The organism is Dyella sp. SG609 (assembly GCF_012275375.1).
Taxonomy (GTDB): Bacteria; Pseudomonadota; Gammaproteobacteria; order Xanthomonadales; family Rhodanobacteraceae; genus Dyella_D; species Dyella_D marensis.
The window spans coordinates 80,390-102,245 of the sequence record NZ_JAAZQJ010000004.1; the positions used below are offsets into that span (position 1 = coordinate 80,390).

Consider the following 21,856-nt stretch of genomic DNA (forward strand, 5'->3'; position numbering starts at 1 on the left):
ACTGCAATTTGCTTGGCACTTCAACCGCTATGGTCTAGTGACAGCAGATTACGGTATCGGGGCAGTAGCTTGGGCCCGGATGGAGCGGCTTCCCGCCGCGCCTCCGGGCCTTTTCTTTTGGGCCCGATTCACGGCCGCGCAAGAGATTGCAGCCTGCTGCCGGCCTCGCGCCCACCTTCCCCGGCGCAAATTGTTAAGCTTGCCGCCATGGCCGGACCCAAGCCGGCGGCGACACGGAGTGGCGTATGCGCGTACTGGTGATCGAAGACAACAGCGATATCGCGACCAATATCGGCGATTACCTGGAGGATCGCGGCCATGTGGTCGATTTCGCCGGCGACGGCGTGACCGGCCTGCACCTGGCGGTGGTGAACGAATTCGACGTGATCGTGCTGGACCTGACCCTGCCCGGCATGGACGGCCTGGACGTGGCGCGCAAGCTGCGCCACGAGGCGCACAAGCAGACCCCGGTGCTGATGCTCACCGCGCGCGATGCGCTGGAGCAGAAGCTCACCGGCTTCGAGTCCGGCGCCGACGACTACATGACCAAGCCGTTCGCCCTGCAGGAACTGGCCGCCCGCCTGGAAGTGCTGGCGCGCCGCGGCAAGGGCCCGCAGAGCCGCGTGCTGAAGGTGGCCGACCTCACCTACAACCTGGACACGCTCACCGTCACCCGCGACAGCAAGTCGATCCAGCTCAACCCGATCGGCCTGAAGCTATTACAGGCGCTGATGGAAGCCAGCCCTTCGGTGGTCACCCGCCAGGATCTGGAACAGCGCGTGTGGGGCGAGGAACTGCCCGACAGCGACAGCCTGCGCGTGCATATCCACGGACTGCGCGCGGCGATCGACAAACCATTTGACAAGCCGCTGATCCACACGCGGCACGGTATCGGATATCGCATGGTCGACCCGGATGCGGTCCAGACGTAAGCTTCGTTTTCGCCTGGTCCTGAGCTTCGCGCTGTTCGGGTTCGGCCTCAGCGCCCTGTTTGCCTTCGCGGCGCTCAACATCCGCGAGCGCGTCGAGAACCAGCTCATCACCTCGGCCTTGCAGGACGAGGTGGACCGCCTCAACGAACAAGTCCTGGCCCACCCGGACCGGGCGCCTGCGTTCGAAATCATCAAGGCGGCATCCTGGAGCGACCGCACCATCTATAAGGCGCCGCTGTCCTGGCAGGCCCTGGATACCGGCGTGCACGACCTGTTCGAGACCGGTCCGGACGGCAAGCCGCATCATTACAAGCTGGCCGTGCGCCGCAAGGACGGCGTGATCAGCTTCGTGCAGTACGACGTCTCGCGCGACGAACTGGGCAAGCGCCAGCTGCTCACCGCGGTGCTCGCCGCGGTTTTCCTGTTCGGCCTGATCTCGCTGGCGCTGGGGCTGTGGCTGTCGCGCAAGGTGCTCAAGCCGGTGAGCGAACTGGCCCAGCGCCTGCGCGAGTTCCGCAAGAACGGCAAGGCCGAGCCGCTGGCGCCGCATTTCGCTGACGACGAAGTGGGCGAGCTGGCGCTGGCGCTGGACGAATACGCCAACCGCCTGACCTCGATGGTGGAGCGCGACCGCGAATTCAATTCCGACGTGAGCCACGAGCTGCGCACGCCGCTGGCGGTGATCGCCAGCACCACGGAACTGCTGCAGGGTTCGCCCGACCTTACCGACAAGCTGCGCGAGCGCCTGAAGCGCATCGAGCGCGCCTCGCGCCAGGCCACCGAACTGATCGAAGCGCTGCTGCTGCTGTCGCGCGCGGAACGCCGCGGCCCCACGCGCGGCGAGACCACCGAGGTGGCCAAGGTCGCCTCCGACGTGATCGAAAGCCAGCGCCCGCAGATGCGCGACAAGCCGCTCAACGTGGAGCTGGTGGTGAACGGCGGCCTGAGCATCAATGCGCCGGCCTCGGTGCTGTCGGTCGCGCTCACCAACCTGATCGGCAACGCCATCAAGTACACGCTGGAAGGCCAGGTCACGGTGAAGGTCGAGAAGGACCGCATCGAAGTGATCGACACCGGCCCCGGCATCAAGCCGGAAGACGCCGAGCGCCTGTTCCAGCGCGGCGTGCGCGGCGAAGGCGCCGGCGGCAGCGGCGCGGGGCTGGGCCTGGCGATCGTGCGGCGCTTGTGCGAGCTCTATGGCTGGGACGTGTCGATGCGTCCGCGGCCGGATACCAACGGGGCGATCGCCTGCATCGTGTTTCAGTGACGTGGCACATCGGCATGATTATCAGGTCATGCCGATGCGTGATTTCACATTAGTGAATTGACGGCCATTTCATGATCGGCCGGATAATGCGGTCAGATAATCCGCGCATTGACGCGATTTTCATGCGGCGCAATAGTCCGCATTAATTCCGCGCTTCGTTGACAAATCCTTCGCCATTAATTTCTCATTTTCCTGGCAAACTCTTGCTGCGCCGCACAATCTGTGATGCGAAGCACATTTCCCCCGATGGACAAGCTCCCGTTCAGGCATGGACACTCAAAGCCGGGAACAGGGTAGGGGAAAAGTCTTAGCGTATTTTCCAATACGTCATGCGGAATCCCCCATTCCGTCACCCGCGTCACCCAGCAGATCCGTCACAGCTTGTCCCGGCCGTTGCGATGCCGGTGCTGGTAGCCGTCTGCGTCATAAAAATCGATGGTACGCGACATTTTGAAACATGGCCGTATTGGCCGTGGCGGACCGGTTCGGTCGCGATTATCCGATATTTCAAATGCATTACCTGGGCGATTAACGCCGGCTAACGCGTGCCTGCTTTTCGTGCCGCAAAGGATCGTGCGGCGGAGCGGGCCGCAGGGGGAAAAACCATGAGCGATGTGCGCGACGACGTGCTGCTGCCTTTGACCACCGCCCAGCGCGGCCTGTGGATGAACCACAAGATCGGCGGCGATGGCGCGATCATGAATATCGCCGAGGCGGTGGATATCCGCGGCCCGGTGCAGCCGCCGCTGTTCCGCCAGGCGCTGTACCGCCTCGTCTACGAGGCCGAGATGATGCGCGCCAACGTGATCGAGCGCGACGGCAAGCCGCTGCTGGTGGTGCGCCAGGTCTACGGCGGGCAGTTTCCCTATTTCGACATGAGCGCCGAAGCCGATCCGCGCGCGGCCGCCGAGGCGTGGATGCACGAGGAGTACTCGCGCAACCCGGACCTCGAACACGACCCGCTGTGGGTCAGCGTGCTGTTCAAGCTCGCCGACGACCACTACGTCTGGTACCAGCGCGCGCACCACATCGTGCTGGATGGCTACGGCGGCGGCCTGCTCGCGCGGCGCCTGGCCGAGCTGTACACCGCCCTGGTGCGGGGCAGCGAGCCGCCGCCGTGCGAGTTCGCGCCCGCCGCCACCGCCAGTGCACTGGAAAGCGCGTATCGCGAATCGGACCGCTTCCGCCGCGACCGCGACTACTGGAAGGAACTGCTGGCCGACCTGCCCGAGGCGGTGACGCTGTCGCGCCGCCAGCATCGCCCCGGCCTGGCCGACCGCCTGTGCCGCAGCACGGCGATCCTGCCGCCGGAAACCTCGCGCCGCCTGGCCGAACTGGGCAAGGCCACCGGCGCCAGCCTGCCGCAGGTGCTGATCGGCCTGGTCGCGGCGTATTACCACCGCGTCACCGGTGCGGAAGACCTGGTGTTCGGCATGCCGGTGACGGCGCGGCTCAATGCCGAGGCGCGCCGCATGCCGGGCATCTTCGCCAACGTGGTGCCGATCCGCCTGCAGTTCGCCGCGGAGCTCACCGCCGGCGGCCTGTTCGAACAGGTCTCCCGCGCGGTGCGGCAGACGCTGCGCCATCAGCAGTACCGCTACGAAGACCTGCGCCGCGACCTGGGCCTGGTCGGGCAGGGCCGTGCCGTGGCCTGGCTGGGCATCAATATCGAGCCGTTCGATTACCAGCTCGATTTCGCCGGCGCGGGTACGTCCTCGCACAACATGTCCAACAGTTCGGCGGAAGACCTGATGGTCTTCGTCTACGACCGCGGCACCGATGCCGGCCTGCGCATCGACCTCGACGCCAACCCGCTGCTGTACGACATGGACGAACTGGACGAGCACCGCCGCCGCCTGTGCCGCCTGATCGACGGCGTGCTGGCCGAACCGGAGGCGCGCCTGCGCGACATCGACCTGCTCGGCGACGAAGAACGCCACCGCCTGCTGGTGGCCTGGAACGACACCGCCGCGCCGATCGAACTGAGCGGCCTGCCCGCGCACGTGGCGCAGCAGGCGGCGCTGCGGCCGGAGGCGCCGGCGGTGATCGCGGGCGACACCGTGCTGAGCTACCGCGAGCTGCACCGGCGCAGCGTGGCGCAGGCGCGGCAGCTGATCGACGACGGCATCGCGCCCGGCGACATCGTGGCCGTGGCGCTGCCGCGCAACGAGCAGCTGCTGATCGTGCTGCTGGCGATCATGCGCACCGGCGCCACGTATCTGCCGATCGATCCGGACGGCCCGGCCGAGCGCATCGCGCTGCTGCTGGACGATGCCGCGCCGATCGCGCTGATCGCCACCCGCGCCATCCACGAGCGCCTGCCCATGGGCGGCGGCATGCAGCTGCTGCCGGAACAGCTGGACGCGCGCGCGCTGGAAGCCGTGCACGAGCCGGACCTGAGCCATCCCGACGGCGTTGCCTACGTGCTCTACACCTCCGGTTCCACCGGTCGCCCCAAGGGCGTGGAAGTCACCCACCGCAATCTCGCCAACTTCCTGCAGGGCATGGCGCGCCTGCTGGAACCCGTACCCGGCCATCGCTTCCTTGCCGTTACCACGGTGATCTTCGATATCGCGGGGCTGGAGCTGTACCTGCCGCTCACCGCCGGCGCCTGCGTGGTGATGGCCGGCAGCGGCGCCGCGCAGCAGCCGGTGGAACTGGCGCGGCTGATCCGCGCCAGCGGCGTCACCCATGTGCAGGCGACGCCGTCGCTGTGGCGCATCCTGCTGGGCAGCCCGGAAACCAGGCTGGACGAAGTGCATGCCATGGTGGGCGGCGAAGCGCTGGGTGCGGAACTCGCCGCGCGGCTCAAGGCCGCGGCGGCGCGGGTGACGCAGTTCTATGGCCCCACCGAAACCACGGTGTGGTCCACCGCTTACGAGCTGGAAGTGATCGGCTCCGGCATTCCGCCGATCGGCCGCCCCATCCTCAACACGCGTCTGTACGTGCTCGATGCCGCGCGGCAGCCGGTGGTGACCGGCGCGATCGGCGAGCTGTACATCGGCGGTGCGGGCGTGGCCAAGGGCTATCTGCATCGCCCGCAGCTCACCGAGGAACGCTTCCCGGCCGACCCCTTCGCTGCCGACGGCAGCCGCATGTACGCCACCGGCGACCTGGTGCGCTGGCGCGACGACGGCTTGCTGGAATTCATCGGGCGCGCCGACAGCCAGGTGAAGATCCGCGGCCATCGTATCGAGCTGGGCGAGGTCGAGAACCTGCTGGCCCAGCACGCCGGCGTCGCCGCTGCGGCGGTCACCACGTTCCGCGATGCGAACGGCAGTCTCGCCGTGGCCGCCTATGTGGTGCCGCGCGAGCCCGCCGCCGTCGATTCCGACCAGCTGCGCATGTTCCTGGCGCGCCGCCTGCCGGAGCCCGCGCTGCCGTCCAGCTTCACCTTGCTGGACGCGCTGCCGCTGACGCCGAACGGCAAGCTGGACCGCCGCGCGCTGCCGGCGCCGGACCGCATTGCGCGCGCCGCGTTCGTGGAACCGTCCACGCCGGTCGAACGCAAGCTGGCGGAACTGTGGCAGCGCCTGCTGCGCATCGAACGCGTCGGCCTGCACGACAACTTCTTCGAGCTCGGCGGCGATTCGCTCACCGCGGCGGAGATGGCGGTGGGCTTCCCCGCGGAATTCGGCGTGGAGCTGCCGCTGGGCAGCCTGTTCGAAGCGCCGACGGTGGCCAACCTGGCGGCCTTCGTCGACCGCCTCGGCGGCGACAGCGACGATCCGCTCGGCGAGGTGATCGTGCTGCGCGCGCCGCCGCGGTTGCGCGAAGTGGGCAGGGCGCCGGCGCGGCCGCTGTTCTGCATCCATCCGATGATGGGCCTGAGCCTGGGCTTCTCCGCGCTGCTGCGGCATCTCGACCCGGCCGTCCCGGTGTACGGCCTGCAGTCGCGCGGCCTGCGCGGCGACCTGCGCCTGCCAGGCAGCATCGAGGAAGTGGCGGCGGATTATCTGGCGCAGATCCGGCGCATCCAGCCCGAGGGGCCGTACCGCCTGGTCGGGCGTTCGATGGGCGGACTGATCGGCCACGCCATCGCCGAGCAGCTGCTGGCGATGGGCGAGCGCGTCGAGCTGCTGGCGATGATCGACAGCTATCTGTTCACCGCCGGCGAGCGTTCGCGCCCGCGCGAGGAAGCCAAAGAAGTACGCGCCGCGCTGAACTTCCTCGGCCTGCACCAGCACGCCGGCGAAGACGCGCCGCAGACGCTGAAGGAGCTGGCCTCGCTGCTGCTGCACAGCTACAACGCGCGCTCGATCCCGCTGGTGCAGGAGATCATCAAGAGCCACCCGCAATTCATCGAGCATCTGTTCGCGGTGATGCGCAACAACCTGGAGCTGGCGCGCCAGTACACGCCGCGCCGGATCAACGTGGACCTTCTGTTCTTCCACGCCACCGAGCGCGAGGGCGACCTGGGCGGCATCCTCGACCACCGCCCCTCGGCGTGGCGGCCCTTCATCGGCTGGCGCATCGAGGTGCAGGAGCTGGCCTGCCATCACGAGGCGGTGCTGGAGCCGGCGCCGGCGGAGACGATCGGCACCGTGCTGCGCCATCGCCTGTTCGATATCCCGGACGAGCGCGCGGGCGCCGCCACGCCGCTGGCGCCGCAGCCGGGGCTGGCCGCCGCATGAGCGCGCCCAGGCCGATCGTCATCTTCACCATCGGCACGCAAGGCGACGTGCGGCCCTGCGTGGCGCTGGGGCAGGGGCTGCAGCGCGCGGGTTATCCGGTGCGCATCGCCACCAGCGGTAATTTCGAGCCGCTGGTGCGCGAAGCGGGGCTGGCATTCTTTCCGCTCACCGCCGATTTCCAGGCCATGCTGGAAGCCGACCGCAGCATCGCCGAGCAGGGCCTCAACCTGCGCGCGATGGCGCGCATCTTCCGTCAGCGCTATGCGCTGTGGGCCGAGCGCTGGGCCGAGGAAGGCATGGCGGCGAGCGAAGGCGCGGGCCTGCTGATCGGCGTGAGCAACAGCACCTTGCTGGCCAAGGCGCTGTCGGAGTGGCGCGGCGTGCCGTTCGCCATCGCGCGCCTGCAGCCGTTGACGCCCTCGCGCCTGCTGCCGCCGATGGTGCTGAGCGGTTCGCGCGACCGCCTGCCCGGCCCGGTGAGCCTGGCCGCGCATCATCTGCTGTGGTTGCTGGTGTGGCATGTGATGCGGCCGGCGATCAACGACATCGTGCGGCCGCGGCTGGGCCTGCCGCGCTATCCCTGGCATGGGCCTTATCTGGGCCGCCATGCGCTGGACGAGAAGGTGATCAACGGCTTCAGCCGCTACGTGCTGCCGCGGCCGGCGGACTGGCCGGACAGCTCACAGGTTACCGGCTACTGGTTCTTCGATCCGCCGGCGTGGACGCCGCCGGCGGAACTTGCCGAGTTTCTGGCTGCCGGCCCCAAGCCGGTCTATATCGGCTTCGGCAGCATGGTGAGCAGCCGCGCCGCCGAGTTCACCCGCATCGTGCTGGACGGCGTGCGCAAGAGCGGGCGCCGCGCGGTGCTGGCGGCGGGCTGGGGCGGGCTGGAGATCGCCGAAGGCGCGCTGGACGAGCAGATCTATGGCCTGCGCCAGGCACCGCACGACTGGCTGTTTCCGCGCATGGCCGGCGCCGTGCATCACGGCGGCGCGGGCACTACGGCAGCGGCGGCGCGCGCCGGCATTCCGGCCGCGGTGGTGCCGTTCTACGGCGACCAGCCGTTCTGGGCGCGCTGCCTGCAGCGCCGCGGCGTGGCGCCCGCCGCGCTGGACCGGCGCAGCTTGAACGCCGATGCGCTGGCCGCGGCGCTCACCGCGATGGCGCAGCCGGAGATGCTGCGCGAGGCCGAAGCGCTGGGCCGCGCGATCCGCGCCGAGGACGGCGTGGGCGAAGCGCTGCGGCATCTGCGGCGCTGGGGCTTGCTGGAGGAAGTTGAAATGATGGAGGCCGCGATGGAACCGCAGCGGAGCGTGGCATGAGCGCGCGCAGGCCATTCGCGCTGTTCGAGCGCGGCATGTATCTGGACGGCCAGCGCGCGGTGGCGCTGGTGCTGCCCGCCACGCTGTCCGGCACGCTCGACGAACCGCGCCTGCGCCTGGCGCTGGAGCGCGTGCAGGCGCGGCATGCCGTGCTGCAAAGCCTGGTGGAGCACGACGCCGATGGACGTCCGTGGTTCGTGCAGCAGGACGCGCCCCCGCCGATCGCGCTGCGCATCGTCGATCGGCAGGGCGATGACGACTGGCAGGAGCAGGCGCGGCTGGAATGCGAGCGCCTGTTCGACGGCAGGCGCGAGCCGCTGATCCGCATGATCTGGCTGCGCGGCGCCGGGCGCAGCGATCTGCTGCTGAGCTGCCATCACTGCATCTGCGACGGGTTGTCGGCGGTGAATCTGCTGCGCGACATCCTGACCGTGTGCGGCCGCCCCGACGCCAGGCTGGGGCCGCGCTTCGAACTGCAGGGCGGCGCCGACGTGGTGCCGCCCGAAGCCCTGCGTAATCGCTGGCTGCAGCGGCGCGCGCGCCTGAAGGCCGCGCTGTTCGGCGCCTTTATCCGCACGCGGCGCATCGGCGCGCCGGTGAGCTACGGCGCCGCCTATACGCAGCGCTGGTCGATCGAACCGGCGGCGGTGCAGGCGCTGGTGCGGCGGGCGAAGGACGCCGAGGTCGGCGTGTTCGCGGCGCTGTGCACGGCTTTCATGCTGGCCTGCTGGTCGGTGCGCGGCGTCCGCGGCGTGGAGAAGTTCGTCGCGCCGGTCGATGCGCGCCGCTATCTGCCGGCGCTGCAGGGTGGTGCCCTGTTCACCATGGCGCCGACGGTGCGGCTGACCTTCGGCGGGCGCAAGTCGCGCGATGCGGATTTCTGGGTGCTGGCGCGTGCTTTGCACGAGGATATGCGGCGGCAGATCGACCGCCTCGGGCCGGCGGTCCACGAACAGTTGCTGGGACTCGAACGGCTGCATCCGCTATTCGACCAGCTGCTCGCGTGGTCGCGCTCGAAGCGCAGTGGCGGCGGTGTGTCGCTTTCTTACCTGGGCCGCCTCGACGACTCCTCGCGCGACGAAGGCGGCGTCCGCCTGGAAGCGATCCACGCGCCCTCGGCCCTGCTCGAACCCACGCCGGCCAGCCTGATCACCATCGTCGGTTTCGCCGAACGCCTGGACCTGGCCTTGATCTCGGACGAAAGCTCGTTGCCCAGCGCGCAGGCCGCGCAGATCCGCCAGCTGGCGATGGAGCTGCTGCAGGCGGCTTCGGCCTTGCCGGCGCCGGCCGCGGCCGGCTTGTCCGCTCCCGTACCCGTGGAAAGCGTATGAAAAGCTATGGCGTGATCTTCGTGCTGTACCACCCCAGCGAGGCCTTCCTGCGCCATCTGGAGAAAGCGGCGGCGTCGGGGCAGAACGTGGTGGCAATCGACAACTCGCCGCAGCCGGATCTGGCGCTGTACGACGTGCTGCAGCGGCAGGGCTGCACGGTGCTGCACAACGCCAATCGCGGCGGCCTGGCCGGCGCCTACAACCGCGGCGCGGAGCTGCTGCTCGAACGCGGCTGCGAGGTGATCTTCCTGCTCGATCAGGATTCGGATATCGGCGACGACTTTTTCGCCGCGATGATGCAGGCCTGCGAGCGCGAACCGGGCGAGGCTTTCGTCCTCGGGCCGAAGATCTACGAGATCAACCTGGAAAAGTTCATGGTGGTGATGCCGCCGGGACGGCGCTGGCCGAAGCCGCAGAAGATGCGCGAGCCGACGGAAGGCGTGTACGACACCTTGTTCGTGATCTCGTCCGGCTCGGCGATCTCGGCGCAGGCATACCGCCAGCTTGGCGCGTTCCGCGAGGATTTCTTTATCGAGTACATCGATATCGAATACGGCTTGCGTGCCAACACGCAGGGTGTGCCGGTGCGCATGAACGCGGCGGTGACGATGCGCCAGACCACCGGGCAGATCGAGCGCCACGGCCGCCTGTTCACCACCAACCATGCGGCGTGGCGCCGCTACTACGGCGCACGCAACGGCGTGTATACCTTGCGCTTGTATCGCGCGCACTGGGGGCTGCATTGGCTGGGCGGACTGCTCGCACTGCACCAGGCGTTCAACGTGCTGCTGTTCGAGCCGCAGAAGCTGCGCAAGGTGCTGGCGATTGCCTGCGGCTACGTCGACGGGCGCCGCGGCCGGCTGGGCACCTTCGAAGACCTGCATCCGCGCATCGCCGCGTTCTGCAAGAAGGAGCCGGCGCGCAGCGGGGCGCTTGCCGGCGCTGCCACCGTCGCCACGGAGCAGACGCCATGATGCGCAAGCTCACCACCATCGAGCGGCTGATCGACGGCAATATCACCTATCGCCTCACCATCGAAGGCGCGCTGCCGGTCGAACGCCTGCGCGCGGCGCTGGACCGCGTGCAGCGCAAGCATCCGGCGCTGCGCATGCTGCTGCGCGAGGAAAGCGACGGCTTGTACTACGCGCTGGACGCGGCCGGCCCGGTGCCGCTGCGCGTGGCGATCTGCACCTCGGAGCAGGTGCTGGCCGGGGAGATCGCGCGCGAGGAGGCCAGCGTCTTCGCGCCCGACGAACCGCTGCTGCGCGTGGCCTGGCTGCGCACGGCGCGCGGCGGCGTGCTGCTGATCACCACCGCGCACCGCATCTGCGACGGCATGAGCATCCTCACCCTGGCGCGCGAACTGCTGGCCGGCCTGCACAGCGACGCGCCGCTGCTGCCGTATGCGCCGATCAGTCCGCTGGACGTCGCCGCTCCGCCGGGCGGCCCGGAAGAACGCAGGCAGCGCATGGTCGCGGCGGTGATCAACGGGCTGATCGCGGCGATCCCGCCCTCGCGCCGGCCGCCGCGCCACGACACCTTGCGGCGGGAATGGCATGTGGATGCGGGGCTGACCGCGGTGCTCAAGCATCGCTGCCGGGTCGAGCAGGTGTCGATGCATGCGGCCTTGCTGGCGATCCTGGATCTGGCCTTGCAGTCGGCGCTGGGCAAGCGCGCGCCCACGCGCATCGACAATCCGATCGACGCGCGCCGCGGCCGGCTGGCGCAGCTGAAGGACGACATGCTGTTCTTCGGCGGCGGCAGCTTCAAGATCGAAGTGGGGTGCGAGCGCGGCGCGGACCTGTGGGAGCGGGCGCGCGACATCTATCGCGAGATGGCCGGCAAGATGGAGCAGGAACTGCTGGCGATTCCCGGCAAGTACCGCTTCTGCGAAATGCTGAAGCCGCCGTCGGAGCACAAGTTGAACGCCATCGTGCGGCTGGGCGATGCGCTCAGCCGCAATGGCAACTGGAATCAGTTTTCCTTTTCCAACCTGGGGCCGATCGATCTGCTGGAGGCGCAGGCGCCGTTCCGGCTGGAGGATTTCACCTTGTCGGTGCGCTCCTTCGGCGTGCGTCCGCTGGGCCTGGTGGCGTTCGCGCTGCACGGTCGGCTGCGCTTCGTGTTCATCGGCGAGGAGCAGTGCATGAGCGCGGCGCAGGTGGATGCGCTGGAGCAGGCGTTCATGGGGGTGTTGCGGGAGCAGGCGGCGCATCGCAGGCGCGAGGTCGAGCCGGCGGTGACGTTGGCGGTCGACTGATGCCTTGCCTATAGCGTCATTCCGGCGCAGGCCGGAATCCAGTAACGACAACATATGGATATGCGAAAGCGCTGACGTCCAGGCTTTCGCGACAACCGATCGATATCGTCACTGGATTCCGGCCTGCGCCGGAATGACGAGAGTGGGAAGTTGCGGCAGGGAACCGGTATTACACCGGCTCCAGCCAACCCCACTGGTCGTTGGTCTTGCCATTGAACAGCCCGAAGAACAGCTCCTGCATCCGGCGCGTCACGCGGCCGGCCTTGCCCGAGCCGATCTTCTTGCCGTCGACCGAGCGGATCGGGGTGATCTCCGCGGCGGTGCCGCACATCAGCAGCTCGTCGCACAGGTACAGGTATTCGCGCGGGATGTCGCGCTCGATCACTTCGATGCCGTCTTCGCGCGCCAGCGTCATCAGCGTGTGGCGGGTGATGCCGGTGAGGATCGAGGCGCTGGCCGGCGTGGTGTGCAGCACGCCGTCGAAGACCAGGAACAGGTTCTCGCCCGCGCCTTCGCTGAGCAGGCCGGTATTGGCCAGCGCGATGCCTTCGCCGAAGCCCAGGCGGCGCGCTTCACGCGCGATCAGCTGGCCGGAGAGGTAATTGCCGCCGGCCTTGGCGCCGGCCGGAATGGTGTTCGGCGCGAAGCGCTGCCAGCTCGACACGCAGGCGTCGATGCCGCTTTCCAGCGCCTCCGGCCCGAGGTACGGGCCCATCGGCCACGCGGCCACCGCCACGTCGATCGGCGTTTCCGCTGACAGGCCGAAGCCGCCGAGGCCGCGGTAGGCGACCGGTCGCAGATACGCGGCGCCCAGGCCGTTCTGCTTGATCACGTCGCGGCAGGCCGCGGCGATTTCGTCCTGCGAATAGGGCAGCACCATGTCGTAGATCTTGGCCGACTGGTACAGGCGCTTGAGATGGTCGGTGAGGCGGAAGATCGCGGCGCCGTCCGGCGTGGCGTAGCTGCGGATGCCTTCGAACACCGACGAGCCGTAATGCAGCGCGTGCGACATCACATGCGTGGTGGCCTCGCGCCAGGGCTTGATCTGGCCGTTCTGCCAGATCCATTCGGGATACTGCTGCGCCATGTCGATTCTCCGAAAATGAGCGACATGATAACCGCTGGCGGGCGGGCTCATCTTTCAGCCGCCTTGCAGGGGTTCAAGCGCTCGTTCGAATCGCGGCGATGTGCGGCTCAGCCGGCGCTGCGCAGCCACAGGCAGCCGGAACGGCGCACGATGTCGAAGCGTGTTTCCTTCGGCTCGCCGCTGGCGTCGTCCGAGGCGGTGTGCACCACCAGCTGGCGCTCCTGCGGCGCGGGATGTTCGGCGGGCGGCGCATCGGGATCGTTGCCGCCGGTCTGCTCCGCCGCGCTCTGTTCGCCGAAATCCAGCAGCGGGCGTTTCATCAGCGCACCCAGGGAGCGGATGTCGGACACCACCGCATTGCGCCCCGCGCCTTCCCACAGCATCAGGCCGGCGAGGCGGTTGGGATCGCGCGTGGCGAAGGCGTCGGTGACGCTCTGGCGCAGCTCGGCCACGCTGGTGGCGCACAGGATCGGCGGCGGCGCGGAGGCCACCGGCGCGTTGGGCGCGGGAGCGGCGGATTTCGGCGCGGCCTGCACCGGTGTGGCTTTCAGTGCGGCGCAGGGCTGGTCGGTGAACAGCGGATTGCCGTCGGGGCCGATGCAGCGGTGCACGCCCTCCTGCGCGTTGGCGGGAGCGGGCAGCAGCCAGAGGGAGAGGAACAGCGCGGAAGCAACGAGGAAGAGACGCATGCCGCGCAGGATAACCCGCGCGGCCTGACTGAAAGCTCGACCTGCCGCTTAAATCGACAGCCGCTCCAGCACGGCCTGCGTCGCCTTGGCGCGGTTGAGCGTGTAGAAGTGCAGGCCCGGCGCGCCGCCGTCCAGCAGGCGCTGGCACAGCTGCGCCACCACGTCGGCGGCCAGTTCGCGGATCGATTCGGCATCGTCGCCATGCGCCTGCATGCGCTTGGCGATCCAGCGCGGGATCTCCGCGCCGCAGGCATCGGAGAAGCGCTTGAGCTGCGAGAAATTGCCGATCGGCATGATGCCCGGCACCACCGGTACGTCCACGCCCAGGCGGCGCACGTCGTCGAGGAAACGGAAGTAGGCGTCGGCGTTGTAGAAGTACTGGGTGATCGCGCCATTGGCGCCGGCGTCGACCTTGCTCTTGAAGTGGCGCAGGTCGGCCAGCGCGTCGTCGGCCTGCGGATGGGTTTCCGGATAAGCCGCCACTTCGATATGGAAATGCTCCCCGCTGTGCTGGCGGATAAAGCCGACCAGTTCGGCCGCGTAGCGGAAGTCGCCGGGCGAGGCCATGCCCGAGGGCAGGTCGCCGCGCAGCGCCACCAGGCGGCGGTAGCCGGCGGCGCGGTAGCCGTCCAGCAGTTCGGCGATCTCGGCGCGGGTGCCGCCCATGCAAGACAGATGCGGCGCCACGTCCAGGCCGTGCTCGCGGTGCAGGCGCGCCACCGTCTCGCCGGTGTAGCTGAGGGTGGAACCGCCGGCGCCGAAGGTCACCGAGACATAGTCCGGCCCGCGCCCCTTCAGCAAGCGGGCGGTGCGGTCGAGCTGGTCGCGTTGCTCGTCGGTCTTGGGCGGGAAGAATTCGAAGCTGATGGCCGGCATCGTCGGAGTCTCGGTGGGCGATGCGGGCGAGTATATATCTCTTGGTCGCGATGAAGCGATATATGGATGGATCGCAACCACGGCGTAGGTTGGGGTGAGCCGCCGGCGAACCCCAACATCGCAGGCTTGGCCAGGCCGCGCACTGTTGGGGTTCGCCTGCGGCTCACCCCAACCTACGCCGGTCGATGAGGCGGTGGCGGGCATAAAAAAAGCGCGCGGTTCGCACCGCGCGCCTTTCGTTCCCGCTGGACCGACGCTCAGTAGCGGTAGTGGTCCGGCTTGTACGGGCCTTCCACCGGCACGCCGATGTAGGCGGCCTGATCCGGGGTCAGCTTGGTCAGCTTCACGCCGATCTGCTCCAGGTGCAGGCGGGCGACTTCCTCGTCCAGCTGCTTGGGCAGGCGGTAGACGGTCTTCTCGTAGACGTCCTTGTTCTTCCACAGGTCGAGCTGCGCCAGCGTCTGGTTGGAGAAGCTGTTGGACATCACGAAGCTCGGATGGCCGTGCGCGCAGCCGAGGTTCACCAGGCGGCCTTCGGCCAGCATGTAGATGCTGTGGCCCGTCTTGCCGAAGGTGTAGCGGTCGACCTGCGGCTTGATGGTCTCGCGCGACACGTCCTTGGCGCCGTTCAGGCGGTCGATCTGGATCTCGTTGTCGAAGTGGCCGATGTTGCACACCAGGGCGTTGTTCTTCATCGCCGCCATGTGCTCCAGCGTGATGATGTCCTTGTTGCCGGTGGTGGTGACATAGATGTCGGCCATGCCGAGCGTGTCTTCCACGGTGGTGACCTGGAAGCCTTCCATCGCCGCCTGCAGGGCGTTGATCGGGTCGATCTCGGTGACGATCACGCGCGCGCCGAAGCCCTTCAGCGAGTGCGCGCAGCCCTTGCCCACGTCGCCGTAGCCGCACACCACGGCGACCTTGCCGGCGACCATCAGGTCGGTGGCGCGCTTGATGCCGTCGGCCAGCGACTCGCGGCAGCCGTACAGGTTGTCGAACTTGCTCTTGGTGACCGAGTCGTTGACGTTGATCGCCGGCACCAGCAGCTTGCCCGCTTCCATCATCTGGTACAGGCGGTGCACGCCGGTGGTGGTCTCCTCGGAGACGCCCTTCCAGTCGGCCGCGACCTTCTTCCAGAAGCCGGGACGCTCCTTGGCGGTGCGCTTGAGCAGGTCCTTGATCACCTGCTCCTCATGGTTGCCGCTGGGCGTGTTGACCCAGTCGTCGCCGTTCTCCATGTCCAGGCCCTTGTGGATCAGCAGGGTGGCGTCGCCGCCGTCGTCGACGATCAGTTCCGGACCTTGCATGCCCGGGTGGGTGAGCATGTCCAGCGTGCAGTCCCAGTATTCCTCCAGCGTCTCGCCCTTCCAGGCGAACACCGGGATGCCGGCGGCGGCGATGGCCGCGGCGCAGTCGTCCTGGGTGGAGAAGATGTTGCAGGAGGCCCAGCGCACCGAGGCGCCCAGGGTGCTCAGGGTCTCGATCAGGACCGCGGTTTCCTTGGTCATGTGCAGCGAACCGGACAGGCGCACGCCCTTGAGCGGCTGCTCCTTGGCGTAGCGGGCGCGGATCTGCATCAGGCCCGGCATTTCCTCTTCCGCCATGCGGATGCGGCGGCGGCCGAGGTCGGCGAGGGAGATGTCGCGGACCTTGAAGTCCTGGCCGGCGGCTTCTTTGCTTACTGCGTTCATGGTGTGGCTCCGGAAATTTGTGCGGCAGCGAATGCCGCATCGGTTGACCGGGCGCCGTTTGACGATGAAAACCATCGAGCCTGGCCGGACTCGTGCCGCCCTGTAACTGGGCAAGACACAGCCGCGGTCGCAGCGCCCCTCGATGGGAGTTCGGAAGTATAGCCGCTGCGGCGTTCGGGATTCGTCACGCCGGCCCGGGTGCCCAGGCGGCCTGGACCATGACGGATGGCCTAGGCCCGGCCGGCGCCGGGCCGGTAACGTCGCAAGTTTCTTCGTCCATAGGCCGTCTGCCCCCATGAACCGTCCGCTCCGGCGCCTCGCCCTCGTTGGTTTCCTGCTGGCGGCACTGCCGCTGGCCACCTCCGCCCGCACCCCGCTGGCCCCGCCCGCGGCGGCCGCCGCGGCCGATGGCTACCGCCTGCCGCCCGCGCCGCTGCAGGCGCTGGTGGATGCACCGCGCCCGCCGCAGCTGTCGATCAGCCCGCACCGCGACCTGCTGGCACTGATCCAGACCCCTGCGCTGCCCGGCATCGACCTGGTCGCGCAGCCCGAGCTGAAGCTGGCCGGCCTGCGCATCAATCCGCGCACCTATGCGCAGAGCCGCTTCTCCTTCGGCACCGACCTGTGGCTGCTGGACATCGCCAGCGGCAAGGAGCAGCGCCTGCAGGGCCTGCCGGCGCCGCTGTCGATAGCCACCACCAGCTGGTCGCCGGACCAGCGCTTCCTGGCCTTCAACCAGGTGGATGCGAAATCCGGGCGCAACGAGCTGTGGGTGGTCGACGTCGCCGCGCATAGCGCACGCCGCCTGACCGAACTGCCGCTCAATACCGTCTCCGGCCGCGGCTACCGCTGGATGTCCGACAGCAAGCGCCTGCTGGTGGAACTGCGGCCGGACGGGCAGGGCGAGGCGCCGGCCGGTGGCGGCATTCCCACCGGCCCGAACGTGCAGGAGACGCGCGCCGGCGGCGGCGTGAAGTCGCTGCCGACCTATCAGGATCTGCTGCACAACGAGAACGACGCACGCGTGCTGGAGCACTACCTGCGCGCGCAGGCGGCGCTGGTCGATCTCGACGGCAAGGTGACCAGGCTGGGCGAGCCCGCGCTCACGCTGTCGCTCGCGCCCTCGCCGGACGGCCGCTATCTGCTGCGCGAGCGGGTCGAGCGGCCGTTCTCCTACCTGGTGCCGGTGGATTACTTCCCGCGCCGGATCGAAGTGCTGGATCTGGACGGCAAGCTGGTGAAGGAGATCGCGCACCAGCCGCTGATCGACGGCCTGCCCACCGGCAACGACGCCGTGCGCACCGGCGTGCGCGAGATCGAGTGGCGTGCCGACGCACCCGCCACCCTGGTCTGGGCCGAGGCGCAGGATGGCGGCGACCCCGCGCGCCAGGCCGAGGTGCGCGACCTGGTGAAGACCCAGGCTGCGCCGTTCACGCAGGAGCCCACCGTGCTGGCGCGCCTGGGCAGCCGCTATGCCGGCGCCTATTGGGGCTCGGGCGAGCTGGCGCTGATCGAGGAGTTCTGGTGGAAGACGCGCCAGGTGAAGGAATGGCGCATCGCGCCGGACCGTCCGGAGCAGGCGCCGAAGCTGGTGCGCGAAGGTTCCTCCGAAGACCGCTACAAGGACCCGGGCCTGCCCGCGACGGCGATCGACGAGCACGGCGAGCAGCGGCTGGTCGTCACCGCCGACGGGCACGGCATCTTCCGCCTGGGCAAGGGCGCCTCGCCGGAGGGCGACCGTCCGTTTATCGACAAGGTCGACCTGGACAGCGGCAGGAGCGAGCGCCTGTTCCATTCGCAGGCGCCGTACTACGAAGCGCCGCAGGTGCTGCTCGATGCACAGGGCAAGCGCGCGTTGACCTCGCGCGAAGCGCCTACGGAGACGCCGAACTTCTACGTGCGCGAACTGGCCTCCAGCAGCGCGCCGCGCGCGCTCACGCACTTCGCGCATCCCACGCCGCAATTGAAGGACGTGAAGAAGGAGCAGATCCGCTACAAGCGCAAGGACGGCGTCGAGCTCACCGCCACGCTATTCCTGCCGCCGCACTACGACCCGAAGAAGGACGGCCCGCGCCCGATGCTGATGTGGGCCTATCCCACCGAGTTCAAATCGGCCGACGCGGCGGGGCAGGTCACCGATTCGCCGTACCGCTTCAACCGCATCAGCTACTGGAGCCCGCAGGCGTTCCTGGCGATGGGCTATACGGTGCTGGACGATTTCTCCGTGCCGATCGTCGGCGAGGGCAGCAAGGAACCTAACGACACCTACGTGCCGCAGCTGGTGGCGAGCGCGGAAGCGGCGGTGGACGAAGTGGTGCGCCGCGGCGTGGCCGAGCGCGGCCGCATCGCGGTGGGCGGGCATTCCTACGGCGCCTTCATGACCGCCAACCTGCTCGCGCATACGCGGCTGTTCAAGGCGGGCATCGCGCGCAGCGGCGCGTACAACCGCACGCTGACGCCGTTCGGCTTCCAGTCGGAGGAGCGCAACTACTGGCAGGCGCAGGAGGTGTACAGCGCGATGTCGCCGTTCAACTACGCCGACCACATCAAGGACGCGCTGCTGCTGATCCACGGCGAACAGGACAACAACTCCGGCACCTTCCCGATCCAGAGCGAGCGCCTGTACGCGGCGGTGAAGGGGCTGGGCGGTACGGCGCGGCTGGTGATGCTGCCGAACGAAGCGCATGCGTACCGCGCGCGCGAATCGATCATGCAGATGCTGGCGGAGTCCAACGATTGGCTGGAGCGGTATGTGAAGAACCCGCCAGCACATTGACGCTTGGCGCCAACGCCTGGCGTAGGTTGGGGTGAGCCATAGGCGAACCCCAACATCGCGAAGCGTACGAGGGCACCGATGTTGGGGTTCGCCTATGGCTCACCCCAACCTACCCCGGCTCATTCGTTTCATAAGCAACTTTGCGAGCTCATGCGGCGCCGCACAAAAGGCCATTCGTTCGGGGTAGTCTTGGAAGTCCAGACATCCGCCGACCCAGGTTCCGATGGCCCAGCAGCGCAGTCCCGAGTTCGCTCCGCACGATGCCCCCCTGCGCGAAGACGTCCGCCGTTTAGGCACCCTGGTCGGCAACATGCTCGCCGAGCAGGTGGCGCCGGCATTCCTCGATGAAGTCGAACGCGTGCGCACCGCTGCCATCGCGCGCCGCCACGAGGGCGCGCCGCTGGCTCTGCTGGCGGAACCGCTGACCGGTGTGGAGACCGCGCATGCCGAAGCGCTGGCGCGCGCCTTCGCAACGTATTTCCAGGCGGTGAACATCGCCGAGCGCGTGCACCGCATCCGCCGCCGCCGCGATTACCAGCGCGAGGACCATGCGCCGCAGCCCGAATCGCTGCTCGATGCGCTCGGCCGCCTGAAGGAGCAGGGCGTCGGTGCGGCCGAGCTGCTGGAATGGCTGGCGCGGCTGCGGGTGGAACCGGTGTTCACCGCGCATCCGACCGAAGCGATGCGCCGCTCGCTGCTGGAGAAGGAACAGGCGATCGTGCGCGCGCTGATCGACAACTTCGATCCCAGCCGCACGCCGCAGGAACGCAAGGAAGACGACGACCGCATCTTCATGGCGCTGTCCTCCGCGTGGCAGACCGCCGAAGCTTCACCCGTGCGGCCCAGCGTGCAGGACGAGCATCACCACGTCGGTTTCTACCTGGCCAATCCGATCTACCGCATCGTGCCGGCGCTGTACGAGTCGCTGGCGGATGCGCTGCAGCAGGTCTACGGCGTGGCGGTGGCGTTGCCGCGCCTGCTGTCGTTCGCCACCTGGGTGGGCGGCGACATGGACGGCAATCCGAACGTGGGCGCGGACACCATCGCGGCCAGCCTCGGCAACCAGCGCGCGCACGTGCTGGAGCATTACATCGACGACATCGCCGGACTGGCGCGGCTGCTCAGCCAGACCGAGGGGCGCGTGGGCGTCGACGACGGACTGGCGCGGCGCCTGGCCGATTATCGCCAGCGTTTCCCGGAGGCCGCGGCGCAGGTGCGGCCGCGCCATGCGGACATGCCGTACCGCGCCTTCCTCGCCGTGGTCAAGGCGCGCCTGCAGGCCACGCACGACGACGATCATCCGGAAGCCTATGCGTCGCCGCAGGACCTGCTGGCCGACCTGCAGCTGATTGCCGACAGCCTGCTCGATCATCGCGGCCTGCATGCCGGCGCGTACGCGGTGCAGCGCCTGATCTGGCGCGTGCGCAGCTTCGGCTTCCATCTGGCGCGGCTGGACGTACGGCAGGACTCGCGCGTGCACGACGATGCGCTCGCCGCCCTGTTCGGCGAGGCGGACTGGCCCGAGCGCGACGACGCGGCGCGTGCGCAGGCCTTGCAGCCGTATGCGAGCGGCGAACGCGCGTTCGGCGACAGCGACGATGCCGGCGCGCAATCATTGAAGGCGGTGTTCGCCACGCTGCGCGATGCGCGCAAGCGTTACGGCAGCGATGCGGTGGGCCTGTACATCATCAGCATGGCGCGCTCCGCCGCCGACGTGCTGGCGGTGCTGGCGCTGGCGCGGCATGGCGGGCTGGTGGCCGAGGAAGACCGCGTGCCGCTGGACGTGGCTCCGCTGTTCGAAACCGTGGACGACCTGGCCAATGCGCCGGCAACCCTGCGCGCGCTGTTCGGCGACCCGGTCTACCGCGCCCATCTCGACCAGCGCGGCGGCCGCCAGTGGGTGATGCTGGGTTATTCGGACAGCGGCAAGGACGGCGGCACGCTGGCCTCGCGCTGGGGCCTGCAGCGCGCGCAGGTGGAGCTGCTGGAAGTGGCGAACGAGGCCGGTGTGCGGCTGTCGTTCTTCCATGGCCGCGGCGGTTCGGCCAGCCGCGGCGGCGCGCGCATCGCGCCGGCGCTGATGTCCTCGCCGCGCGGTTCGGTGGCCGGCGTGCTGCGCGTGACCGAGCAGGGCGAGGTGATCCATCGCAAGTACGGCATCCGCGCCTTGGCGCTGCGCAATCTGGAACAGACCGTGGGCGCGGTGCTGCGCGCCAGCCTGCGTCCGCGCGAGCAGGACGAGCGCGAGGCGGTGTGGCGCGAGCGCATGGGCGAGCTGGCGGCGAACAGCCGCAAGACGTATCGCGCCTTCGTCGACCGCGACGGCTTTATCGATTATTTCCGCAGCGCCACGCCGATCGACGTGATCGAGCGCATGACCCTGGGCTCGCGTCCTTCGCGCCGCCGCAGCATGCGCGGCGTGCAGGATCTGCGCGCGATCCCGTGGGTGTTCGCGTGGACGCAGTGCCGCTCGATCATCACCGGCTGGTACGGACTGGGCACGGCGCTGGAGCAGGGCGCCGCGGCTTTCGGCGAGGAGGCGCTGGCGGAGATGGCAAGCGACTGGCCGTTCTTCGCCAATATGCTGGACGACGTGGAGATGGTGCTGGCCAAGAGCGACCTGGATATTGCCGAGGCCTTCTCGCAGTTGGCCGGCGAACTGCACGAGCCGTTCTTCGCGCTGATCCGCGAGGAATTCGAACGCACCACGCGCTGGGTGCTGCGCCTGAAAGGGGCGGACGAACTGCTGCGCGATGCGCCGAAGCTGAAGGTGTCGATCCGCCTGCGCAATCCCTATATCGATCCGATGAGCCTGCTGCAGGTGGATCTGCTGCGCCGCTGGCGCGCGGGCGGCAGCGAGGACGATGCGTTGCTGCGCGCGCTGGTCGCTTGCGTGAACGGCGTATCGCAGGGGCTGCAGAACACCGGTTGAAAGGCCGCGCTGGAGAGGCCTGCCGGGAGCTTGCGCAAAATCTTTCGATCTCGCTAGGC

13 protein-coding genes and 1 riboswitch are annotated in these 21,856 nt (G+C 68.6%); of the genes, 9 read left to right on the forward strand and 4 right to left on the reverse strand.

Translation table 11 applies throughout. From position 1 onward, the window contains the following. Positions 1–245 precede the first annotated feature (245 nt). The 7 genes from FHW85_RS08980 to FHW85_RS09010 all read left to right on the forward strand — a co-directional run bounded on the left by FHW85_RS08980 (position 246) and on the right by FHW85_RS09010 (position 11,746). Positions 246–932: a response regulator transcription factor gene (locus FHW85_RS08980; RefSeq protein ID WP_026633768.1), complete on the forward strand. Its 687-nt coding sequence runs from the start codon at positions 246–248 to the stop codon at positions 930–932. Beyond that, complete coding sequence (locus FHW85_RS08985) at positions 916–2,199, forward strand: HAMP domain-containing sensor histidine kinase (protein ID WP_167252533.1); 1,284 nt, start codon at positions 916–918, stop codon at positions 2,197–2,199. Before FHW85_RS08980 ends, FHW85_RS08985 begins: the two co-directional genes overlap by 17 nt. A 605-nt stretch (positions 2,200–2,804) precedes the next feature. After that, positions 2,805–6,833: a non-ribosomal peptide synthetase gene (locus FHW85_RS08990; protein WP_168648030.1), complete on the forward strand. Its 4,029-nt coding sequence runs from the start codon at positions 2,805–2,807 to the stop codon at positions 6,831–6,833. Further along, positions 6,830–8,155, forward strand: a complete 1,326-nt coding sequence (locus FHW85_RS08995) for a glycosyltransferase (RefSeq protein ID WP_168648031.1) — start codon at positions 6,830–6,832, stop codon at positions 8,153–8,155. The genes FHW85_RS08990 and FHW85_RS08995 overlap by 4 nt, the downstream gene beginning before the upstream one ends. Continuing rightward, on the forward strand, positions 8,152–9,486 hold the full coding sequence (locus FHW85_RS09000; RefSeq protein WP_168648032.1) for a condensation domain-containing protein: 1,335 nt from the start codon (positions 8,152–8,154) through the stop codon (positions 9,484–9,486). Before FHW85_RS08995 ends, FHW85_RS09000 begins: the two co-directional genes overlap by 4 nt. Next, complete coding sequence (locus FHW85_RS09005; RefSeq protein WP_168648033.1) at positions 9,483–10,460, forward strand: glycosyltransferase family 2 protein; 978 nt, start codon at positions 9,483–9,485, stop codon at positions 10,458–10,460. Before FHW85_RS09000 ends, FHW85_RS09005 begins: the two co-directional genes overlap by 4 nt. Next, complete coding sequence (locus FHW85_RS09010) at positions 10,457–11,746, forward strand: condensation domain-containing protein (RefSeq protein WP_168648034.1); 1,290 nt, start codon at positions 10,457–10,459, stop codon at positions 11,744–11,746. Before FHW85_RS09005 ends, FHW85_RS09010 begins: the two co-directional genes overlap by 4 nt. Positions 11,747–11,915: 169 nt before the next feature. On the opposite strand, the gene FHW85_RS09015 is transcribed toward FHW85_RS09010, so the two are convergent. From FHW85_RS09015 to ahcY, 4 genes are all read right to left on the reverse strand, one after another. Further along, positions 11,916–12,833: a branched-chain amino acid transaminase gene (locus FHW85_RS09015; protein ID WP_168648035.1), complete on the reverse strand. Its 918-nt coding sequence runs from the start codon at positions 12,831–12,833 to the stop codon at positions 11,916–11,918. 107 nt (positions 12,834–12,940) lie between these two features. Next, positions 12,941–13,522: a DUF4124 domain-containing protein gene (locus tag FHW85_RS09020; protein ID WP_168648036.1), complete on the reverse strand. Its 582-nt coding sequence runs from the start codon at positions 13,520–13,522 to the stop codon at positions 12,941–12,943. A gap of 48 nt (positions 13,523–13,570) precedes the next feature. Further along, on the reverse strand, positions 13,571–14,398 hold the full coding sequence (gene metF, locus FHW85_RS09025) for a methylenetetrahydrofolate reductase [NAD(P)H] (protein ID WP_167252525.1): 828 nt from the start codon (positions 14,396–14,398) through the stop codon (positions 13,571–13,573). 257 nt (positions 14,399–14,655) lie between these two features. After that, a complete protein-coding gene (gene ahcY, locus FHW85_RS09030; protein WP_168648037.1) occupies positions 14,656–16,089 on the reverse strand; it encodes an adenosylhomocysteinase in 1,434 nt (477 codons plus the stop codon). A 42-nt stretch (positions 16,090–16,131) separates the two neighbouring features. Then, a riboswitch (S-adenosyl-L-homocysteine riboswitch) is annotated at positions 16,132–16,236 on the reverse strand. A 148-nt stretch (positions 16,237–16,384) separates the two neighbouring features. Here ahcY and FHW85_RS09035 point away from each other — a divergent pair. Beyond that, a complete protein-coding gene (locus FHW85_RS09035) occupies positions 16,385–18,865 on the forward strand; it encodes a prolyl oligopeptidase family serine peptidase (protein WP_168648038.1) in 2,481 nt (826 codons plus the stop codon). A gap of 223 nt (positions 18,866–19,088) precedes the next feature. Continuing rightward, a complete protein-coding gene (ppc, locus tag FHW85_RS09040) occupies positions 19,089–21,797 on the forward strand; it encodes a phosphoenolpyruvate carboxylase (RefSeq protein ID WP_167252522.1) in 2,709 nt (902 codons plus the stop codon). Positions 21,798–21,856 lie beyond the last annotated feature (59 nt).

Excerpts from the sequence above, each read along its gene's own strand:
- FHW85_RS08980 (WP_026633768.1), top strand. The coding sequence starts at position 246 with ATGCGCGTACTGGTGATCGAAGACAACAGCGATATCGCGACCAATATC.
- FHW85_RS08985 (WP_167252533.1), top strand. The coding sequence starts at position 916 with ATGCGGTCCAGACGTAAGCTTCGTTTTCGCCTGGTCCTGAGCTTCGCG.
- FHW85_RS08990 (WP_168648030.1), top strand. The coding sequence starts at position 2,805 with ATGAGCGATGTGCGCGACGACGTGCTGCTGCCTTTGACCACCGCCCAG.
- FHW85_RS08995 (WP_168648031.1), top strand. The coding sequence starts at position 6,830 with ATGAGCGCGCCCAGGCCGATCGTCATCTTCACCATCGGCACGCAAGGC.
- FHW85_RS09000 (WP_168648032.1), top strand. The coding sequence starts at position 8,152 with ATGAGCGCGCGCAGGCCATTCGCGCTGTTCGAGCGCGGCATGTATCTG.
- FHW85_RS09005 (WP_168648033.1), top strand. The coding sequence starts at position 9,483 with ATGAAAAGCTATGGCGTGATCTTCGTGCTGTACCACCCCAGCGAGGCC.
- FHW85_RS09010 (WP_168648034.1), top strand. The coding sequence starts at position 10,457 with ATGATGCGCAAGCTCACCACCATCGAGCGGCTGATCGACGGCAATATC.
- FHW85_RS09015 (WP_168648035.1), bottom strand. The coding sequence starts at position 12,833 with ATGGCGCAGCAGTATCCCGAATGGATCTGGCAGAACGGCCAGATCAAG.
- FHW85_RS09020 (WP_168648036.1), bottom strand. The coding sequence starts at position 13,522 with ATGCGTCTCTTCCTCGTTGCTTCCGCGCTGTTCCTCTCCCTCTGGCTG.
- metF (WP_167252525.1), bottom strand. The coding sequence starts at position 14,398 with ATGCCGGCCATCAGCTTCGAATTCTTCCCGCCCAAGACCGACGAGCAA.
- ahcY (WP_168648037.1), bottom strand. The coding sequence starts at position 16,089 with ATGAACGCAGTAAGCAAAGAAGCCGCCGGCCAGGACTTCAAGGTCCGC.
- FHW85_RS09035 (WP_168648038.1), top strand. The coding sequence starts at position 16,385 with ATGAACCGTCCGCTCCGGCGCCTCGCCCTCGTTGGTTTCCTGCTGGCG.
- ppc (WP_167252522.1), top strand. The coding sequence starts at position 19,089 with ATGGCCCAGCAGCGCAGTCCCGAGTTCGCTCCGCACGATGCCCCCCTG.